The sequence below is a fragment of the Mesorhizobium sp. ESP7-2 genome, from assembly GCF_020164715.1.
Classification (GTDB): Bacteria; Pseudomonadota; Alphaproteobacteria; order Rhizobiales; family Rhizobiaceae; genus Mesorhizobium.
In genome coordinates this window covers 387,640-406,873 of sequence record NZ_JAIUGQ010000001.1, presented here as the reverse complement: position 1 = coordinate 406,873, position 19,234 = coordinate 387,640, and the positions used below count along the sequence as shown (strand labels likewise).

Annotated in this window: 17 protein-coding genes and 2 tRNA genes; 11 read left to right on the top strand and 8 right to left on the bottom strand. The window is 61.6% G+C overall.

The annotated features are described in order from the left end of the window. The first annotated feature begins 158 nt into the window (after positions 1-158). The 5 genes from LB543_RS02135 (at position 159) to LB543_RS02115 (ending at position 5,095) form a co-directional block, all read left to right on the top strand. A complete protein-coding gene (locus tag LB543_RS02135) occupies positions 159-1,322 on the top strand; it encodes an ROK family transcriptional regulator (protein WP_140755248.1) in 1,164 nt (387 codons plus the stop codon). Next, on the top strand, positions 1,322-2,086 hold the full coding sequence (locus tag LB543_RS02130; protein ID WP_224612749.1) for an ATP-binding cassette domain-containing protein: 765 nt from the start codon (positions 1,322-1,324) through the stop codon (positions 2,084-2,086). The genes LB543_RS02135 and LB543_RS02130 overlap by 1 nt, the downstream gene beginning before the upstream one ends. Positions 2,087-2,125: 39 nt before the next feature. Then, positions 2,126-3,166, top strand: a complete 1,041-nt coding sequence (locus LB543_RS02125; protein WP_224593710.1) for a sugar ABC transporter substrate-binding protein — start codon at positions 2,126-2,128, stop codon at positions 3,164-3,166. Positions 3,167-3,282: 116 nt separating this feature from the next. After that, positions 3,283-4,278 (top strand): ABC transporter permease, encoded by a 996-nt coding sequence (locus LB543_RS02120; RefSeq protein WP_224593707.1) that lies wholly within the window; start codon positions 3,283-3,285, stop codon positions 4,276-4,278. A gap of 46 nt (positions 4,279-4,324) precedes the next feature. Then, on the top strand, positions 4,325-5,095 hold the full coding sequence (locus LB543_RS02115) for an SDR family oxidoreductase (protein WP_224593705.1): 771 nt from the start codon (positions 4,325-4,327) through the stop codon (positions 5,093-5,095). A 112-nt stretch (positions 5,096-5,207) separates the two neighbouring features. On the opposite strand, the gene LB543_RS02110 is transcribed toward LB543_RS02115, so the two are convergent. Further along, positions 5,208-5,284: transfer RNA gene (locus LB543_RS02110), tRNA-Asp, on the bottom strand. Positions 5,285-5,500: 216 nt separating this feature from the next. Between LB543_RS02110 and LB543_RS02105 the strand changes: the two genes are divergently transcribed. Then, positions 5,501-5,576, top strand: a tRNA-Val gene (locus LB543_RS02105). Positions 5,577-5,969: 393 nt separating this feature from the next. Beyond that, a complete protein-coding gene (locus LB543_RS02100) occupies positions 5,970-6,722 on the top strand; it encodes a hypothetical protein (RefSeq protein ID WP_224612747.1) in 753 nt (250 codons plus the stop codon). A 107-nt stretch (positions 6,723-6,829) separates the two neighbouring features. Here the strand turns inward: LB543_RS02100 and rbsK are convergent, their stop codons facing one another. From rbsK to LB543_RS02085, 3 genes are read right to left on the bottom strand one after another with little or no spacing between them, the layout of a single operon-like run. Further along, positions 6,830-7,786 (bottom strand): ribokinase, encoded by a 957-nt coding sequence (gene rbsK / locus LB543_RS02095; protein WP_224612745.1) that lies wholly within the window; start codon positions 7,784-7,786, stop codon positions 6,830-6,832. A 4-nt stretch (positions 7,787-7,790) separates the two neighbouring features. Next, entirely contained in the window at positions 7,791-8,243 is a 453-nt protein-coding gene (locus LB543_RS02090) for an RbsD/FucU family protein (protein ID WP_149905107.1), read from the bottom strand. Positions 8,244-8,270: 27 nt separating this feature from the next. After that, positions 8,271-9,320 carry an ABC transporter ATP-binding protein gene (locus LB543_RS02085; protein WP_140755280.1) on the bottom strand — a complete coding sequence of 350 codons (1,050 nt, stop codon included), beginning with the start codon at positions 9,318-9,320 and terminating at the stop codon, positions 8,271-8,273. Between the two features lie 276 nt (positions 9,321-9,596). On the opposite strand from LB543_RS02085, the gene LB543_RS02080 reads away from it, so the two are divergent. The 3 genes from LB543_RS02080 (at position 9,597) to LB543_RS02070 (ending at position 13,410) form a co-directional block, all read left to right on the top strand. After that, positions 9,597-11,261, top strand: a complete 1,665-nt coding sequence (locus tag LB543_RS02080; protein WP_140809252.1) for a sugar ABC transporter substrate-binding protein — start codon at positions 9,597-9,599, stop codon at positions 11,259-11,261. Between the two features lie 97 nt (positions 11,262-11,358). After that, on the top strand, positions 11,359-12,480 hold the full coding sequence (locus LB543_RS02075) for a carbohydrate ABC transporter permease (protein WP_140755284.1): 1,122 nt from the start codon (positions 11,359-11,361) through the stop codon (positions 12,478-12,480). 12 nt (positions 12,481-12,492) lie between these two features. Continuing rightward, entirely contained in the window at positions 12,493-13,410 is a 918-nt protein-coding gene (locus LB543_RS02070; protein WP_140755286.1) for a carbohydrate ABC transporter permease, read from the top strand. A 53-nt stretch (positions 13,411-13,463) separates the two neighbouring features. Here LB543_RS02070 and LB543_RS02065 read toward each other — a convergent pair whose 3' ends face one another. Both LB543_RS02065 and LB543_RS02060 read right to left on the bottom strand, forming a co-directional pair. Beyond that, positions 13,464-14,207 (bottom strand): creatininase family protein, encoded by a 744-nt coding sequence (locus LB543_RS02065; RefSeq protein WP_224612743.1) that lies wholly within the window; start codon positions 14,205-14,207, stop codon positions 13,464-13,466. A 3-nt stretch (positions 14,208-14,210) separates the two neighbouring features. Next, entirely contained in the window at positions 14,211-14,777 is a 567-nt protein-coding gene (locus tag LB543_RS02060) for an SIS domain-containing protein (protein WP_224612734.1), read from the bottom strand. Positions 14,778-14,967: 190 nt separating this feature from the next. Here LB543_RS02060 and LB543_RS02055 point away from each other — a divergent pair, with 190 nt between their 5' ends. After that, positions 14,968-15,990 (top strand): aldo/keto reductase, encoded by a 1,023-nt coding sequence (locus tag LB543_RS02055; protein WP_224612725.1) that lies wholly within the window; start codon positions 14,968-14,970, stop codon positions 15,988-15,990. A gap of 91 nt (positions 15,991-16,081) precedes the next feature. On the opposite strand, the gene LB543_RS02050 is transcribed toward LB543_RS02055, so the two are convergent. Continuing rightward, positions 16,082-16,354 (bottom strand): HU family DNA-binding protein, encoded by a 273-nt coding sequence (locus tag LB543_RS02050; protein WP_027143628.1) that lies wholly within the window; start codon positions 16,352-16,354, stop codon positions 16,082-16,084. 292 nt (positions 16,355-16,646) lie between these two features. Next, entirely contained in the window at positions 16,647-19,058 is a 2,412-nt protein-coding gene (lon, locus tag LB543_RS02045) for an endopeptidase La (RefSeq protein ID WP_224612723.1), read from the bottom strand. Between the last annotated feature and the right edge of the window lie 176 nt (positions 19,059-19,234).

Genomic DNA, 19,234 nt, shown 5'->3' with positions numbered 1-19,234 from the left:
CGGCTGAATCCGGAGGTCCGGCCGGGCCGCGCCTCCCTCTTGCCAAGCAGTATCCCGCACCGCCAAACCAGCTCGGTCCCGCGTCCCGAGAATTTTTGAATTCCATTTGACTGAATAAATGTTTGATGCGAACCTTACGTCAAGTGGGGGCGCAAGGCATGGCATTGCGGGGAACCAATCAGGAGTTCGGGCGGCCGTACAACCGGCGCATCGTGCTGGAGTCCATCCGCCGTCATGGCCCGATCGCACGTGGCGACATCGCCAGGCATGTCGGGCTCACCGTCCAGACCGTGTCGACCATCGTTCGCGAACTGGAGGAACAAGGCTACATCCTGTCCGTGCGCGAAGATCCGAAGGGGCGTGGCCTGCCACCGGCGACGCTGCGCATCAACCCGGAAGGCGGCTATGCCGTCGGCATCCACCTGACGCCGCTTGGAATAGACGCCGCACTGATCAATCTCAGCGGCGACGTCATCGAGAGTTCGCGCCGCGAAGCGCCCAATGCGGCGCCCGATCATGCTTTCGACCAGATCGGCGCCATGGTCCGGGACCTGACCGGCAAGCGGCCCGGCGGCCGCGTCATCGGCGTCGGCATGGCGCTTCCCGGCCCGTTCGACGTGGACTCCATGAGCTTTGTCGGCCCGACCACGATGACCGGCTGGAAGCATGTGGCGCTGCGCGAGCGGCTGACGGCCGCGACGGGATTGCCGGCCTTCTTCGAGACCGACATGGCCGCAGCCGCGATGGGCGAGCGGCTCTATGGCATCGGAGCCCGCCATTCCGACTATTATTATCTCTATTTCGGCGTTGGGCTCGGCGGCGCCATGATGCACGACGGCAGCGTTCTGCGCGGCGCCTGGGGCAATGCGGGCGAGATCGGCCACATTCCCGTGGTCGCCGATGGCGAGATTTGCCCCTGTGGCAACCGAGGCTGCCTCGAGCGCTACCTCTCGCTCGAAGCGCGGGGCCGGCGGGCCGGCAATGACGCCGATTGGGTGGCACAGGTCGGCCCGATCTTTCGCAACGCCATCGCCATCATCGAAAACCTCTTCGACCCGGAGACGGTCGTGCTCGGCGGCCTGGCGGCATCGGAGTTGCTCGAACGCCTGGCGGACGCGGCCGAACCGCTGCACAATTCGGTTTCGGCCCGCGCGGACCGCAAGACGCCGCGTGTCATCGTTGCCAGCGGCGGCCAGCATGCCGTGCTGCGCGGCGCGGCGGCACTTGCCGTTTCCGGGGTATTGTCGCCCCGCTTCGGCCAGATGTTCGCCGCCGAACGCGAGCGCGGCCGCGACGTCCTTTCGGCCCGGGAGATTGCCTGATGAGCGAACCCCTGCTGGTGCTCGACAACGTGACCAAGAATTATGGCGCGATCGAAGCGCTGAAGGGGATCAGCTTTTCCATCGGCAAGGGCGAGGTGGTGGCGCTGCTCGGCGACAATGGCGCCGGCAAGTCGACGCTGGTCAAGATCATCGCGGGCGGTCTCGAACCGACGTCGGGCCGCATGCTGTTCGAGGGCAAGGAGTTCCTGGCCCGGTCGCCGGCGGAAGCCAAGGCGACGGGCATCGAGACCGTCTACCAGGACCTGTCGCTCTGCACCAATGTCGACGTGGTGGCCAATTTCTTCATGGGCCGCGAGATCACCAGGAAGGTGCTTGGCATTCCCGTGCTCGACGAACGCGCCATGGAAGCCGTCGTCGGCAAGGCGCTGGCCAGCGCCGGTACCCGCATTCCTTCGCTGCGCACCAATGTCGAGCATCTCTCGGGCGGCCAGCGCCAGGCCATCGAGCTCAACCGCTTCGTGCACTGGGGCGGCAAGCTCGTGCTGCTCGACGAGCCGTTCGCCGCCCTTGGCGTCGAGCAGACGCGGCGCGGTCTCGACATGATCCGCCAGGTGGCGAGCCAAGGCATCGGCGTCGTCATCATCACGCATATCATGCAGCAGGCTTTCCAGGTCGCCGACCGGATCGTGGTGATCCGGCAGGGCGTCGTGGCGGGCGATGTCGCACGCAACAAAACAAGTCCCGACGCGGTGATCAACATGATCACCGGGGAAACGCTTGCCGGTGCCGGACCGGCGAGCTGAGGGACAAAGAGGGGTCCGGCTTAACAGGGAGCCAACGACATGAAGCGAATACTTCTTGCTGTCATCGGTATCCTGGCACTGGCTTTTGCCACGCTCACGCCGGCATTCGCCCAGTCCAAGGGTATCGTCTACTACATGGTGCCGACATTGCTCGACGAGTTCCAGACCGGCTCGGTGAGCGCGCTGGAGTTGTTCCTGAAACAGACCGGCTACGAGATGAAGACGCTGAACGCCGACAACAAGACCGACGCCCAGCAGTCACAGATGAACGACGTCATCGCGCTGAAGCCGGCGGCGATCATCCTGGCCGCCGTCGATTTCAATGCGCTGAAACCATCGATCGAAGCCGCGCGCGCCGCCGGCATTCCGGTGGTCGAGTTCGACCGCCAGATCACGTCGACGCCGTCCGACTTCACCTCGGTCGCGGGTACCGTCGAGATCGGCTACGTCGCCGCCGACCAGGCCGAAAAGCTTCTGAAAGCCAAGAACGGCTCGGTGAAGGGCAAGGTCCTGCAGGTGCTTGGCGACCCCGGCGATCCCTACACGCTCGACATCCAGAAGGGTTTCGAAGAGAAGATGAAGGCGTTCCCGGACGTCAAGATCATCTCGCTGCCGGCCATGCAATGGGAGGCCAGCAATGCCGGCACCATCGTTGCCGACCAGATGCTGGCCAACCCCGACATCGACCTGATCTTCAGCCATGCCGCACACCTGTCGGTCGCCGCCGTCGCCTCGCTCGAGGCCGCCGGCAAGAAGCCGGGCGACGTCATGCTGATGAGCTCGAACGGCGCGCCGGTCGGCCTCGACCTGATCCGCAAGGGCTGGCTCAACGTCGAGGTCGAGCAGCCGCTTTACGCACAGGCCGCGGCCGTCGCCATGTTCATGGACAAGGTCGTCAAGAAGGAAGAAATCAAGCCCGGCGAATACGATGTGCTTGGCCTGAAATCGACCGTCACCAAGGAAGCCTGGGGCCCGAACATCAAGATCCCGGGTGCCGCCATCACCAAGGAGAACGTCGACAATCCGGCCTTCTGGGGCAACCAGAAGCCGCCGACCGACACGGTCAAGTCGGTCGAATAGACAGACGGCCCAGGCGCTCCGGGCCATACCCGGCCCGGAGCGCTTCCCTGCCCGCATGAAACGAGACGCAGGCAACCTGCCGCGGCCTCGATTGCGCACGCCAACCGGATCGACACATGAACCTTCGCACACGCCACGCACTGGAGTTCGTCCTCGACAACCTCGTCTGGTTCATGCTGCTTTTTGTCCTGGTCGTCTTCTCGCTGTTCATCCCGAACTATTTCCAGCTCGGCATTTTCGCCAACATCATCGAGGCGTCGAGCGTGCTCGGCGTCATGTCGATCGGCCTGGCGCTGGTCATCATTGCCGGTCACATGGACCTGTCGGTCGAATCCGTCGCAGCGCTCAGCGCCATGGCGGTCGGCATCCTGTTTTGTTCCTCGGGCATCGGCCTCGGCGTCCAATTGCACCCGGAATGGCTGATGGTTCCGGTCTCGCTGCTGCTGGCGCTGGCCGTCGGCGGCCTCATCGGCGCCTTCAACGGCTATCTCGTGGTCAAGGTCAAGATGAGCGCCTTCATCATCACACTCGCCTCCTACATCTGGGTGCGCGGCCTGGTGCTGGTCATTTCGGGCGGCCGCTCGGCGCAGGATCTGGCACCTGCCATCCGCTGGTTCGGCATCCAACGCCTGATCGGCCTGCCGCTTACCGCCTGGATCGCGGTGGCCTGTTTCGTGGTGTTCTCGCTGATCATGGCCAAGACGCCGTTCGGCAGGCACCTCGTGATGATCGGCGGTAATGAAACCGCGACCTTCCGCGCCGGCATCCGGGTGAACCGCAACCTGATCATCGCCTTCGTGCTCGCCGGCGCCATCGCAGGGCTCGCCGGCTGGCTGCTGGCGATCCGCACATCGGGCGCCACGGCCAATCTTGGCGTCGGCCTTTTGTTCAACGCCTTTGCCGCGGTCGTCATCGGCGGCGTCAGCCTGAAGGGTGGTGTCGGCTCCTTGCCCGGCGTCTATGCCGGCGTGCTCCTGCTCTCCGCCATCAACACGGCGATCAACCTGATGGGCCTGCCCGCCAACTTCACCCAGGTCATCCACGGCCTGCTGGTTCTGGCAGCCGTGCTGCTCGACGCATTCAAGCAAACCATTCGCCAAAGACTGGCGTGAGCGGGGATTGGCATGAGGTGGGGATTGGCATGACAGGACGGTTCGCATGACAGGACGACTGGAAGGCAAGGTGGCGTTGATCGTCGGCGGCGCGCGCGGCATCGGCAAGGGCATCGCGCTGCGCTTCGCCGAAGAAGGCGCAAGGCTTGTGCTGGCCGATACGGAGGGCGAGGCCGGGCAAGCAAGTGCGGATGAGCTCGGCGTCCCCTTCATCCGCACCGACATCTCGCAAATGAGCGACGCCGAGGCCGCGGTGGCACTAGCGCTGAAACACCATGGCCGCCTCGACATCATCGTCCAGAACGCCGGCATCTATCCCTGGCAATTGATCGAAAACACCAGCGCCGACGACTGGGACCGCGTGATGGCCGTCAACCTGCGCGGCACCTTCAACGCCAGCCGCGCGGCCCTGGTGCCGATGAAGGCCCAGCGCTTTGGCCGCATGCTCTACACCTCCTCCATCACCGGACCGCACGTCACCAGCCCTGGCCATGGCCATTATTCGGCGACGAAAGCGGGCATCAATGGCTTCATTCGCGCTGCGGCGTTAGAATTCTCCGGATATGGCATCACCGTCAACGGCGTCGAACCCGGCAATATCCTCACCGAAGCCATCCAGCAGCATCGCGGCGCCGCCTATATCAAGAACATGGAGGATTCGATTCCGCTCGGCCGGCTCGGCAGTCCGCGCGACGTGGCCAACGCCTTCCTGTTCCTCGCCTCGGACGACGCCAGCTACATCACCGGCACGACCATCGTCGTCGATGGCGGGCAATTGCTGCCCGAGGGCAAGGATTTCCGTATGGTGCCGACGTGAGCGGGGCAAGATCAAGCCGGATACGAAAGGATCCTGGCTACCTCCTGAAATCTTTTGATATTCGACGTCTACATTTCTCCGAAACCAAGGGCTCGAAATCCCTTGAGAGAAATGGCGCGAGTGACGGGGCTCGAACCCGCGACCTCCGGCGTGACAGGCCGGCACTCTAACCAACTGAGCTACACCCGCGCATTGACGAGCACGTGTCAACCGTGTTCGTCGTTGGGGCGGTGGATAAGGGGTTCGGTACCGAGTGTCAAGCGCGGGAAGACAGCATAAACGCAAAGTCGAGAAGGTTTTTTGACAGCCGGTGATTTGGTCGCAGATGCGCTCGTCGAACAGGGTGCCGGCTGCTCATTTGGCCTTGCGAAGCCGAGCCTGAGCGCTTAAAGGTCCGGCCGGAGAGGGCGATTAGCTCAGTTGGTAGAGCGCTTCGTTTACACCGAAGATGTCGGCGGTTCGAGCCCGTCATCGCCCACCACGTCGATTCAAAGTTCGCAAGACTCCAAATGCCTTCAAAGGCCGAGCGACCACCTACAAAATAGCAACAACTTTCGAAACGTAGCGCGATTGCGGCCGCAGTGTCGGAGCGCCACTGAGACATCAAAGATTTCTGCGTGACGCACGCCAGGCTATTGTAGTGCCCCAAGGCGCTTACTAGCCGTCAACCCAAGGGAGAAGAAGGCTCCTGCCTCAAAGGACTATCTCGGCTTGCCTTGATCAAGTCTTCGGCGCAATTTCGGATCGCTTTTTCGATTGGCGCCAGATACATCTTAGCGATCTTCACCGACAACCGAGGTCCCAAGATTGGCGCACCCTGTATTCAGAGTTACGAATTAGGCTTCGCTTGGATCACGTCTACGAGGGGCATTTGATGCGAATTTCACATGCTTTCTTTTTGTTAGTCGTCTCAACTGTGACTATGTACGTCGCAGTCCAATTCGCCGTTGCCGACAAGGCGAAGTCTATACAGCAAGAGCCGATGACTTTTAAGATCATCGAGAATCCCCACTGCGAGAACTGCGTTGTCGTGTTCGCCGACGGCGAGATTTCTGACACGACCATCGACCGCTTCCAGACGACGCTCGATCATCTCGAGAAGTCCACAAACTGGTCGCGAGACAACGCCAGAAAGGGCCTAGGTCCACATTTTATCCTACTTCTTGATTCTCTTGGCGGGCTGGCCAGTCCAGCCTATTCAGTGTCAAGACAAGCTAGAATTTACGGCGCAATAACGGTTGTCGCACGCCCGTCTGTAACAGTTGAGATCGACGGCGCGCTTGATCCCTCATCATGTAATTCTGCCTGCAGCCTCATTTTGATGGGCGGCAAGCAGCGCTTCTCCCACATTTTCTCCAATATCGGCCTCCATCAAATTTATCCTTTAGTCAAGGATAAGCGCAATTTCACGCGAAGCGAGGTTCTGCAATATTTGTCATTTTTCAAAGAAGGATCAGCTGATCTTGCTAGACATATTTCTGAGATGGAAATGGATCAGAGAATTTTTCTGATTGCGATGCAGCAGACGGAAGATGAATTTCATTTTCTCAGTGCTTCAGAGGCCATATCGCTCAAATTGATAAACGCAAATGTTGACTCACTTGTTGGGATTGACCATCGCTCTTAGCATTCCTTGCATTGAATAACCGCATATCCAGGACCATTGACAAAATTTCTTTGGTCAATGCTTTACATCTGATATGCGGGCCTAGGCAAAAACTTCTTGCCCAATCGCTATGTCTTTAGCCCTTCAAACTTTTTTAACCCCTTGGCCAGCAGCTCCCCAACCTCCTGCAATGTCGGCATCGACGGTGCGGTGCCTGGACGGGTCACGGAAATGCCGGCAACGGCGCAGGCGAAGCGCACCGCCTCCAGCGGCTCCATGCCGCGCGAAAGTGCTGCGGCCAGGCCGCCATTGAAGGCGTCCCCCGCGCCGGTGGTCTCGACGACAGGGCCGGCACTGATGGCTGGAACATGCTCGGACCGATTCTTCGCGTGCAGCAGCGCGCCCTTGTCGCCGAGCGTGACGATGACCGTGCCGACGCCCTTTTCAAGCAGCTTGTCCGCGGCGACGCGCGCTTCATCGACAGAGGAGACTTTCAGCCCGGTCAATTCCTCGGCCTCTGTCTCGTTCGGTGTAAGATAGTCGCAGAGCTTGTAGATGCGGTCGGGAAGCGTTGCGGCGGGTGCCGGATTGAGAATGGTCGTCACCCCTGCCCCGCGCGCGATCTCCAGGGCCCGCATCGCGGCATCGATCGGCTGTTCGAGCTGCGTAACGAAAACACCGGCACTCCTGACAAGGTCGGCATTGGCATCGATATCCTCAGGCGTGATCAGCATGGCGGCGCCGGGGCTGACGATGATGGCGTTGTTGCCGCTTCCCTCCTCGACGAAGATGTAGGCGGCGCCGGTATAGCTGTCCGGCGTGTCGATTGCGGCGCTCTTCACGCCGGCATCCTTCCAGGTCCGCTTGGCCATGTCGGCGAAGGCGTCGACGCCGAGCCTGGTCAGGAATGTGACGTCCGCCCCCAGCTTGCCGGCGGCCACCGCCTGGTTCGAACCCTTGCCGCCTGGTCCCAGCTTGAAGGAATTGCCGAGGATCGTTTCACCCATGCGCGGCTGGCGATCGGCGCGATAGGCGGTGTCGGCAACAAACACACCGAGAATGACGATCGGCTTGCCCGAGGCCATGCCGCTACTCCGCATCCGGTGGCACGACGCCCTTGCGGAAGGCAAAGCAGCCGTAGAATCGGCGTTCTCCGGTCTGGATGACGCAATAGGCCTGCTTGGCTCGCTCGTAGAAGGCGTAACGCTCGACCGGCACCATCGGCCAGGACTTGCCCTCGGCGGCGTCGATCTCCTTCTGCACTTCCTTTTGCACGGTTGGAATCTCGTCCGGCTTGCCGACGATCTCCATGCGGGCGGCCGAGTCGTCGACGAACGTGTCCAGCGGGTAGAGCGACAGCACCGCCTTCACCACCTGGGCCGCCGAGGCATCGATGCGCAGCACGCGACCGAGCGCCGTCTGGCGCGCCACCGAATCGGAGGGAAAGTTGGTGTCGGCGATGATCAGGTCATCGCCATGGCCCATCGCCCGCAATGCCTGGAGCACATCGGCATTGAGCAACGGATCGATCCCTTTGAGCATGATGGTCCTCGTGAAGTGCGTTTGAGATCAGAGACGCTTGCCGGTCTCGGCATCGAACAGATGGATATGGTCGAGCCTTGGCCGAAGCCTCAGCGTGTCGCCGGGCTTGAAGTCATGGCGCTCGCGAAACAGCGCCACCATCTCGCCGTCGCCGAAGCGCAGGAAGACCAGGGTTTCCGATCCGGTCGGCTCGACCACCGAAATCTTGGCCGGCACGCCATCGGGATGGATCTCGAGATGTTCGGGCCGCACGCCATACACCACGGAGCGCCCCTCCTCGACGGCGTTGTTCGGAGCAACCGGGAACAGCGTTCCGGCAATGTCGACGCCACCCTTGCGCCCGGTGCCCTTGAGCAGGTTCATCGACGGCGAGCCGATGAAACCGGCGACGAAAAGGTTGGCCGGCCGGTCGAAAAGCTCCAGCGGCGCGCCGACCTGTTCGATGCGGCCGTCGCGCATGACGACGATCTTGTCGGCCATCGTCATGGCTTCGATCTGGTCGTGGGTGACATAGATGGTGGTGGTCTTCAGCCGCTGGTGCAGCTCCTTGATCTCGGTGCGCATCTGCACGCGCAGCTTGGCGTCGAGGTTCGAAAGCGGCTCGTCGAACAGAAATACCTGCGGATTGCGCACGATGGCGCGCCCCATGGCGACGCGCTGACGCTGGCCGCCGGAAAGCTGGCGCGGATAGCGCTTCAGATAGGGGCTGAGGTCGAGGATGTCGGCGGCGCGCTTGACCCGCTCGGCAACCACGGCCGGATCGGTCTTGCGCAGCTTGAGGGCGAAGGCCATGTTCTGCTCCACCGTCTTGTGCGGATAGAGCGCATAGTTCTGGAACACCATGGCGATGTCGCGTTTTGCGGGCGGCAGGTGATTGACGACGCGGTCGCCGATGGCGATCGTGCCGCCAGAGACAGTCTCCAGCCCCGCCACCATCCTGAGCAGCGTGGACTTTCCGCAGCCTGACGGGCCGACAAGCACGACGAACTGGCCATCGGCAATGTCGACGCTGACTTCGTGCAGAACCTTGACGGTTCCAAACGCCTTGGCCACCTTGCTTATCGCGACTTGAGCCATCGTTCCCCCATCGGCTCCAATGGCCGTAGGCGCAGAAGCTAACCAACGCGACCGGTCAGGGCAAGCCGGTCTCTTATAGATAAAAACCGTTCTCGTTGACACGGCGTTTGGTTGCGAGAATAGTGACGAGCGCCGATCCGAAACGCTGGTACTCTATCCGAAAAAACGGAACGCGAAGTGACGCAGGTTGGGGTCCTGGTTTCGCATCTGAACAAAGCCAGCGCCCGGCACGATTGGCACTTCGATTCACGACTAACGTTCTGGGAGGAATAGTCCATGCGAGTAGATCTTTACGACAAACTGGTCCGTGCCGGCGCTACAAGGCGCGACATATTGAAGGGCGCGGCCTCCATGGCCGCGATCGCGGCCGCATCCGGCGCCGGACTTGGCGCCCTGACGCGCCCGGCTTCGGCCGCAAGCGAACTGCGCTCGAAAATCTTGCAGATTCCCGGGGTTGGCAAAGGTCAACCGACCGACGCCGACTTCCAGAAGGTCGGCGAACTCTGCCTCGATGCGACCAAGGCAAGTGTCAAGCAAGGCGAGTTCGCCGGTGTCGAGCTCGCCTTCATGGGCCTCAACAACCAGAATCTGCACAATGTGCTGTTCCGCGGCTTCCTGAAGCCATGGGAGACCTATACCGGCGCCAAGATCAACTGGATCGATCTGGCGCAAGCGGATTACAATGCCCGCCTGCAGCAGTCGATTGCCACCGGAACCGTCGACTTCGACATTGCCGAGATGGGCGCGCCTTTCGAAGGCGACGTCTGCGGCAAGGGCCTGACCTCTGAAATGCCCGACTGGGTCAAGAAGCAGATCGACTTCGACGATCTCGTCAACTACCTCAAGCCGCCGGTCGGCACCTGGGATGGCAAGCAGTATCGCGTCACCATCGACGGCGACACGCACAACTTCAACTACCGCACCGACGTGTTCGCCGACGCAGACCTTGCCAAGCAGTGGAAGGACGGCGGCGGAGCCGGTGAATGGGGCGTACCGAAGACCTGGCAGCAGGTGCAGGCCGTCACCAAGTTCCTCAAGGGCAAGAAATTCAAGGGCCAGGACGTCTATGGCTATCTGGATGCGCCCAAGCCCTGGGGCGGTTTCGGCTTCTACTTCCTCGGCAGCCGTGCCACCGCCTACGCCAAGCATCCCGACGACAAGGCGTGGCTGTTCGACGCCGACACGATGAAGCCGCGCATCAACAATCCGGCCTGGGTGCGCGCCATCCAGGACGTCATCGACGCCTTGCCGTCCGAACCGGCCGACCAGATCAATGCCGACCCGAACACCACCGGTTTCCAGCAATTTCTGGCCGGAACCGGTTCAATGATCCCCTGGTGGGGCGACATCGGTTCCAACGCCAAAACCAACGATTCCTCTGTGATTGGCGACCTTTGCGGCTTCGACATCCTGCCGGGCTCGGATGACGTCTACAATTCCAAGGCCGGCAAATGGGAAAAACTGCCGAGCGGACCGAACTACGCGCCCAACCTCGCCTATCTCGGCTGGGGCGTCTATGTCATGGCCCGCGTCGACGGCGATCCGAAGAAGCACAAGGCCGCCTGGAGCGCGGCGGCGCATCTCGGTGGCAAGGATCTGGCAATCTGGACGGCGATGTATCCGTCCGGATTCCAGTGCTACCGCAACAGCCAGCACGACATCGACGAATGGGTGGCGGCCGGCTACGACAGGGCATTCATCACGAACTACCTCGACTCCCAGTTCAACTCTTACAATCATCCGAATGGCGCTATCGAGCCACGTATCCCCGGCATCTTCCAATACTACAGCGCTGCCGAGGACATCCTGGCCAATACGTTCGCAGGCAAGATGAAGGCACAGGAAGGCGCCGATGCCATCGCCGCTGCCTGGGAGAAGCTGACCGACCAGATCGGCCGCGAGAAGCAGATCAAACTCTACAAGGCCTCGCTCGGCGCATAGGTGGACGTTTGATAAAAGTCACGGCCCGGCGTCACATCATCGCCGGGCCGAGTTTTGACCGGCTCTGCCGGCCATCGTACCAGAAGAGGCGAGAGGCGTGGCTGAACAGACCTCGACCACGAATGCGTGGCCGGCAAATTCCACACCAATGGATCTGATCCCGCCTGGCCGCAAACGCTTCGGCTGGACACTGATGGCCTTGGCCACACTCGGCCTCCTGGCGACGATCCTGCTTCAGATCCTCTACAAGACCGAGGTCGATACGATCGGCTTCGAGACATGGCGGCCCGTGGTCTACGCCTATGTGCTATGGGGCGTTGCTATCGGGATCGGCCAGGTTCTGACACGCGGCGAGGACGGCCAGCGCGCGCTGTTCCTGCTGCCGGCGCTGCTGTTCACCATCGCCATGGTGATCTTTCCCACGCTGTTTGGTTTCTATATCGCGCTCACCGACTGGAACCTCAGTTCCTTCAGCGGCCGCAGGTTCAACGGGCTCGACAATTTCTGGCAGATGCTCGGCGATCCATACTACCGCAATGCGCTGTTCAACATGGTGCTCTATGTGCTTGCGGTGCTGGTCGAATATGTCATCGCCTTCGGGCTGGCGCTGTTGCTCAACGCCCAGATCCGGGCGCGAAAATTCTTCCGCGTCGTCTTCCTGATGCCGCTGATGCTGTCGCCGGTCGCAGTGTCCTGGATGATCGGCAAATCGCTGATGGAATACCGGTTCGGCCCGGCGGCGACGCTGGCGCGCCATCTCGGCTGGGACAATCCCGCCTTCTTCTCAGAGCCGATCACAGCCCGCATCTCGATCATGATGCTGGACGCCTGGACGTTCATTCCCTTCATGATGATCATGCTGCTGGCCGGACTGCAGGCCATGTCCCGCGAGGTGCTGGAGGCGGCGCGGGTCGACGGTGCCAATGCATGGCAAACCTTCTGGCAGGTCACCTTCCCGCTGATGCTGCCGGTGTCTGTGACCGCCGTCATCCTGCGCATCATCTTCAAGCTGAAGCTTGCGGACATCATCATTACGGTGACGTCGGGCGGCCCGGGCGGAGCCACCGATTCGGTGTCGAGCTTCATCTACCGCGAATATCGCGACCGCTCGAATGTCGGCTACGGCACCATGCTGGCGATGGCCTATCTCGTCATCATCGTCGTGTTCGTGACCTGGCTCCTGAAGATCGCCAACCGCTTCGTGCGCAACGTCAACTAGAGCGGCCGGATCATGAGCGTTCAGACCACCGACTATACCGTCTCCGAAATCCGCTCCCCGGCGAGCTTCATCACCAGCCGTGTCTTCATCTATGGCGCACTTGTCTTCTGGGCTTTCATCTGCCTGTTCCCCATCTACTGGACGATAACGACCTCGTTCAAATCGGCGGTCGACGTCACGCAAGGGCATCTGATCCCGTTTGTCGACTTCCAGCCGGATTGGAAAGGCTGGCGATCGCTTGGCCTGTCGCCGGACTCGATCTTCCAGACCTCGACCGTGCGCGACGAGTTCCTCAAGCGTTTCATGAATTCGGTCATCACCTCGGTTGGTGCGTCGAGCCTGGCTATCATCATCGGCAGCCTCGCCGCGTATGGCCTGACCCGCTATCGCTACCATTTCGCCTGGTTCAAGAACGAGGACATCTCGTTCTTCTTCCTGTCGCAGTTGATCCTGCCACCGGTCGTGCTCGCCCTACCCTTCCTGGTGCTCTACCGCGAAGTCGGGCTGCTCGATACGCGCATCGGGTTGATCCTGCTCTACACGCTGATGGTGCTGCCGATCGTCATCTGGATCATGCGCGACCAGTTCAACTCGATTCCAGTCGAGCTCGAGGAAGCAGCCCTCGTCGACGGCCTGTCGATCTGGGGCGCGTTTTTCCGCATCGTCATGCCGATCGCGCTGCCGGGCATGGTCGCCGCCTTCATCCTGGCAATGGTGCTGTGCTGGAACGAGTATTTCTTCGCCGCCCTTTTGACCTCGACGGACGCCAAGACGATCCCGGTCATGGTTGCCAGCCAGACGGGGTCGCAAGGCATCAACTGGTGGTCGATGGCCGCGCTGGCCACCGCAGCGATCGCGCCGCTTGCGGTCATCGGTATCGCGCTGGAGCGCTACCTGATCATGGGCATGACGGCTGGTGCGGTGAAGTGACCGGGCGCCTCTTCTTTCCCTCTGTACCCCTCTGTGGGAGAAGGAGGGGCGCGCTAGGCCTTCAGGATCGCGCGCAGATGATCCATGATCATGGCGACGCCCTTCTGTCCGAGTTCTGCCGAAGCATCCGCCGCGCTCACCGTATACCAGCTTTTGTTGTCCGCGAAGTGCGCGGCGTCCACTGCTTCCGGACATAGCGCCAGCATCAGCGATGTCTCGCCGATGCCGGCATGGTCGAATGGATATTTGCCGTTCATGGCGGCCGGCATCAGCGGATGCACCTGCACCCAGTTGAAGAAATTTTCGCCCGCGGCATGCCCGGCATAGTAGTCGGCCATCGTCTCGGAACCCCACCAGCCCTCGCCGCGCTGCTTCTCGAGGAAGCGGAAGATCGCCTGCCTGCCGGCGGTCTTGAAGGCGAGATCGGTCGGCATGCCGGCGGCGAAATTCTCGGTCTGGTGATGGACGATGGCGTGGATGTTGCGGAAACCGATACGCAGCAGGCTGTAGAACAGCTCCTCGCCGAACGGCGCCAGTTGATTGCCGCCGACCTGAACGGAGCCACTGCCTTCCGGCGGTGCCACCGCATAACTCGCTGCACCGTAATAGAAGGGCGGCAGGATGACGACATCGCTCTCTTGTTCGAGCAGCTCCAACGTCTTGATGACGGCCAGCGTGTCCATGCCGACGGCCATGTGCTCGCCATGGTATTCCAGCACGCCGAGCGGCAGCGCAACCGGCCAATTCTCAGCGATCGCCTTGCGGATCTGGTGCGGCAGCATCAGTTCATAGCGCATGGTCTATTCCATGTTGGTGTGGCGGGCGCGCATGGCTTCCGGCGACGCCGCGGTCAATTCCCTGAGTTTCAGGATCATGATCTCGAACAGCAGGAACAGCGCGCCCTCGAAAACCGAGCCCATCGGCAGCACCGACGTCTTTTGCGGTCCCTGGTCGTCGGCCATGGTCTGCGCCGGGATCAGCAGCGTCATGTCGGCAAGCCCTACAGCGCTGCCGCCCGCCTGGGCGGTCAGGAGCAGGACGGTCGCGCCGGCCTCGCGCGCGATGCGCATCAGGGTGAGCACGGTCGAGGTTTCGCCAGGCCCGGAACTGACAAGCAAAACATCGCCCTGCGCTACAGGCGGCGTGTTCATGTCGCCGACGACCGAAACCGGCAGGCCCAGATGATAGAGCCGCATGGCGAAGCCCTTCACCTGCAAGGCCTCGCGGCCGCAGCCATAGACGACGATCTGTCTAGCATCCACCAGCATCCCGCAGGCGGCGTCGATCCGGTCGCCATCGACGCGCGCCAGCACCGCGCCAACCTCGTCGAGTGCGGTCCTGAACATCTGCGAGCTGGAGTTGCTCATGGCCGCGCCACCGGCGTGCCGGTAGTCGAAGATGATTGGCAATTCCCGATCATGCTCTTTCCCGGAACAGCTTGATTTCGTTCATGCTAGCAACCGCGAAAATGCGTGTCCAACGCTCAGCGGCGCTTTTGCCTAGCCACGAGCATGATAGTGTCATGTCAGACAAATCAATCCGGGAAAATTTCAAGACATGAAGACACGGCATTTCGACCGCATCGGCAATGGCGGCATCACCTTCACGGAGCTGGGCTTCGGCACGGCTCCGCTCGGCAATCTTTACCGCGCCGTCTCCGACGAGGACGCCAATGCGACGTTGGAGGCCGCCTGGGCGACCGGCTGCCGCTACTATGACACCGCCCCCCTCTATGGGCTCGGCCTGTCGGAAACGCGCCTCAACCCGTTCCTGCGCTCCAGGAAGCGCGACGACTATGTGCTGTCGAGCAAGGTCGGCCGCATCATGCGCGCCTGCCCGCCGGAGGAGCGCACGGGCATCGGCAAGTTCTTCGACACGCCGTCGCGCAAGGAGGTCTACGACTACAGCTATGACGGCGTCATGCGCTCGTTCGAGGCCTCGCTGGAGCGGCTTGGCGTCGACCGCATCGACATCCTGTTCGTGCACGACGTCGACATCTTCACCCATGGCAGCAAGGAGGCGTCCGACCAGCGCATCGAGGAGTTCATGCGCTCGGGCTATTATGGCCTGCTCGCCTTGCGCGACCAGGGCGTCATCAAGGCGTTCGGCGGTGGCATCAACGAATGGCAGGTGGCCCAGAAGCTGGCCGAGCGCGGCGATTTCGACCTGTTCCTGCTTGCCGGGCGCTATACGCTGCTGGAACAGGAGGCGCTGACATCGTTCCTGCCGCTTTGCCAGAAACGCGGCATCGGCATCGTTCTCGGCGGCCCCTACAATTCCGGCATTCTGGCGACCGGACCGAAGCCCGGCGCCTACTACAACTATTCCGAAGCGCCGCAGGATGTGCTCGACCGAGTGACGCGCATCGAGGCCGTCTGCAAACGCCATGGTATCAGGCTCATCGAGGCCGCCCTGCAATTCCCGCAGTTGCACCCGTCGGTGGTTTCGGTCATCCCCGGCGGTCAGCGGCCTGAAGAAGTCGAGAGCAACCGGTCGCTGCTGGACGCGAAAGTGCCTGTAGCGCTTTGGGCCGATCTCAAGAAGGAAGGCCTGATGCGCGCCGACGCCCCGACAGCTTGAGAAGCTTCTGGTCCGATCGATTCGATACGGGGTCCAAAAATGAAAAGCCGGGCAAGCCCGGCTTTTCTGGTTTTTGAAAATTAAAATGCGCTTAGTTGACGGCGTCCTTGAGGCCCTTGCCGGCCGAGAACTTCGGCACGGTGCGCGCCGGGATCTGCACTTCGGCGCCGGTCTGGGGGTTGCGGCCGGTGGATGCAGCGCGCTTTGACACGGTGAAATTGCCAAAGCCGACAAGCCGGACATCGCCGCCCTTCTTCAGTTCGCCGGAGATGACAGAAAACACTGCATCGACCGCCGACTGCGCGTCACCCTTCGAAATGCTCGCGGCGTCGGCGACAGCGGACACCAGTTCGTTCTTGTTCATAAAAATTCCCTTCCATGAGAACACCGGAACTTACGACTCATCCGGCAGGAAACGGACTTTAGAAAGAAGCGTTCCCGCAACCAAGTCGAAAAGGCAGGAAAAAAGCGGAAAAAGCCCGGAATTCCGGGGTTTTTCACATGAAAAAGCCGGGCGCGAAGCCCGGCTTTCTGTTTGTGCGCTGCAACCTTAGCGATTTCTAACGCATGGCCCTGAAAACCGCGGTCGGTTTTCCGAAAGGACCATGCGCAAATCCCCAGTATTGGAGCGTCCTTTGCGCTGGACGCGCAGCGCCCTAATGCGCAAGCGACTTTCCGGCATCGTCGGCGCTGTCGGTCGCGGCCGGCGGATTGACCGGTTCGACCCATTCGATCGGCTCCGGCATCCGCACCAGCGCGTGGCGCAACACCTCACCGACGCGTGAGACCGGAATGATTTCCATGCCGTTCTTCACGTTGTCCGGAATCTCCGCCAGATCCTTGGCGTTGTCTTCCGGGATGAGCACCTTCTTGATGCCGCCACGCAGTGCGGCGAGCAGCTTCTCCTTGAGGCCACCGATCGGCAAGATGCGGCCGCGAAGCGTTATCTCGCCAGTCATCGCCACATCGGCCCGAACCGGAATACCCGTCAGCACCGACACAATGGCCGTGGCCATGGCCGCGCCCGCGGACGGACCGTCCTTCGGCGTGGCGCCTTCCGGCAAGTGCACGTGGATGTCGCGCTTGTCGAACAGCGGCGGCTCGATGCCGAAATCGATGGCGCGCGAACGGACATAGGAGGCCGCCGCCGAAATCGATTCCTTCATCACGTCGCGCAGATTGCCGGTCACTGTCATGCGGCCCTTGCCGGGCATCATGACGCCTTCGACCGTCAGCAGCTCGCCGCCGACCTCCGTCCAGGCAAGACCGGTGACGACACCGACCTGATCGTCAGCCTCGACCTGGCCGAAACGGTAGCGCTGAACACCGAGGTAGTCGGAGAGGTTCGCCGCCGTGATGCTCACCGTCTTCTTCTTCGTCTTCAGGATCTCGGTCACCGCCTTGCGCCCGAGCTTCATCAGCTCGCGCTCCAGGCTTCTGACGCCCGCTTCACGGGTGTAGGTCTGGATGATGGCGCGGATCGCGTCCTCACCGACGGAGAACTCCTTCGGCTGCAGCGCGTGATCGCGGATCACCTTCGGCATCAGGTGCCGCTTGGCGATCTCGATCTTCTCGTCCTCGGTGTAGCCGGCGATACGGATGATCTCCATGCGGTCCATCAAGGGCGCAGGGATGTTCAGCGTGTTCGCCGTCGTCACGAACATCACGCTCGACAGGTCGTATTCGACCTCGAGGTAATGGTCCATGAACGTCGAGTTCTGTTCGGGATCGAGCACCTCGAGCAGCGCCGAAGACGGGTCGCCACGGAAGTCCTGGCCCATCTTGTCGATCTCGTCGAGCAGGAAGAGCGGATTGGACTTCTTTGCCTTTTTCATCGACTGGATGACCTTGCCGGGCATCGAGCCGATATAGGTGCGCCGGTGACCGCGGATCTCGGCCTCGTCACGCACGCCGCCGAGCGCCATGCGGATGAATTCGCGACCGGTTGCCTTGGCGATCGACTTGCCGAGCGAGGTCTTGCCGACGCCGGGAGGGCCGACGAGGCACAGGATCGGCCCCTTCAGCTTCTTCTGGCGGCTTTGCACGGCAAGGTACTCGACAATGCGGTCCTTGACCTTGTCGAGGCCGAAGTGATCGGTGTCGAGGACGTTCTGCGCGTAGGCCAGGTCCTGCTTGACCTTGGAGTTCTTGCCCCACGGGATCGACAGCAGCCAATCGAGATAGTTGCGCACGACGGTCGATTCAGCCGACATCGGCGACATCGTCCTGAGCTTCTTCAACTCGGCTTCCGCCTTTTCCCGAGCCTCCTTGGAGAGCTTGGTCTTCTTGATGCGCGCCTCGATCTCGGCGGCCTCGTCGCGGCCATCCTCGCCTTCGCCGAGCTCCTTCTGGATCGCCTTCATCTGCTCGTTGAGGTAGTATTCGCGCTGCGTCTTCTCCATCTGGCGCTTGACGCGCGAGCGGATGCGCTTCTCCACCTGCAGGACGGAGATTTCGGCTTCCATGAAGCCCATCGCCTTTTCCAGCCGCTCCTTGACGGAAAGCGTGGCCAGCATCTCCTGCTTTTCAGGGATCTTGATGGCGAGATGCGAGGCAACCGTGTCGGCGAGCTTTGAATAGTCGTCGATCTGGCTGGCGGCACCCACCACTTCGGGCGATATCTTCTTGTTCAGCTTGACGTAGTTCTCGAAGTCGGTGACGACCGAGCGGGCCAGAGCCTCGACCTCGACCTCTTCCTCTTCCGGCTCGACCAGCGCCGTGGCCTTGGCCTCGTGGAAGTCGGGACGGTCGGTGAAGGAGACGATTTTCGCACGCGAGGCGCCTTCGACCAGAACCTTGACGGTGCCGTCGGGCAGCTTCAGCAATTGCAGCACATTGGCGAGCGTGCCGATGTCGAAGATCGCATCGGGCTCGGGATCGTCATCGGCGGCATTCATCTGGGTGGCAAGCAGGATCTGCTTTTCCTGACCCATCACCTCTTCCAGCGCCTTGATGGACTTTTCGCGCCCTACGAAGAGCGGAACGATCATGTGCGGGAACACCACGATGTCGCGCAGTGGGAGGACTGCAAAGACGCCGTCGCTGGGAGCCTTGGATATTTTGGCCATTGTCCAACCTTTCATGTCGCGGCCACCATCAGGCCAACCGCGAATCTCATATTAACGACCGGGGATCGTTCCGCCTACCACCGTTTATGACGGGAGTTTTACAGCACAGAAATCGGGCACCTCGGCCTTCTCGTGTTAGGTGGATGCAGGCGGGCCAAAGATCAAGAGTTAACATG

Coding starts and splice junctions, on each gene's coding strand:
- LB543_RS02135 (WP_140755248.1), top strand. CDS start 159: ATGGCATTGCGGGGAACCAATCAGGAGTTCGGGCGGCCGTACAACCGG.
- LB543_RS02130 (WP_224612749.1), top strand. CDS start 1,322: ATGAGCGAACCCCTGCTGGTGCTCGACAACGTGACCAAGAATTATGGC.
- LB543_RS02125 (WP_224593710.1), top strand. CDS start 2,126: ATGAAGCGAATACTTCTTGCTGTCATCGGTATCCTGGCACTGGCTTTT.
- LB543_RS02120 (WP_224593707.1), top strand. CDS start 3,283: ATGAACCTTCGCACACGCCACGCACTGGAGTTCGTCCTCGACAACCTC.
- LB543_RS02115 (WP_224593705.1), top strand. CDS start 4,325: ATGACAGGACGACTGGAAGGCAAGGTGGCGTTGATCGTCGGCGGCGCG.
- LB543_RS02100 (WP_224612747.1), top strand. CDS start 5,970: ATGCGAATTTCACATGCTTTCTTTTTGTTAGTCGTCTCAACTGTGACT.
- rbsK (WP_224612745.1), bottom strand. CDS start 7,786: ATGGCCTCGGGCAAGCCGATCGTCATTCTCGGTGTGTTTGTTGCCGAC.
- LB543_RS02090 (WP_149905107.1), bottom strand. CDS start 8,243: ATGCTCAAAGGGATCGATCCGTTGCTCAATGCCGATGTGCTCCAGGCA.
- LB543_RS02085 (WP_140755280.1), bottom strand. CDS start 9,320: ATGGCTCAAGTCGCGATAAGCAAGGTGGCCAAGGCGTTTGGAACCGTC.
- LB543_RS02080 (WP_140809252.1), top strand. CDS start 9,597: ATGCGAGTAGATCTTTACGACAAACTGGTCCGTGCCGGCGCTACAAGG.
- LB543_RS02070 (WP_140755286.1), top strand. CDS start 12,493: ATGAGCGTTCAGACCACCGACTATACCGTCTCCGAAATCCGCTCCCCG.
- LB543_RS02065 (WP_224612743.1), bottom strand. CDS start 14,207: ATGCGCTATGAACTGATGCTGCCGCACCAGATCCGCAAGGCGATCGCT.
- LB543_RS02060 (WP_224612734.1), bottom strand. CDS start 14,777: ATGAGCAACTCCAGCTCGCAGATGTTCAGGACCGCACTCGACGAGGTT.
- LB543_RS02055 (WP_224612725.1), top strand. CDS start 14,968: ATGAAGACACGGCATTTCGACCGCATCGGCAATGGCGGCATCACCTTC.
- LB543_RS02050 (WP_027143628.1), bottom strand. CDS start 16,354: ATGAACAAGAACGAACTGGTGTCCGCTGTCGCCGACGCCGCGAGCATT.
- lon (WP_224612723.1), bottom strand. CDS start 19,058: ATGGCCAAAATATCCAAGGCTCCCAGCGACGGCGTCTTTGCAGTCCTC.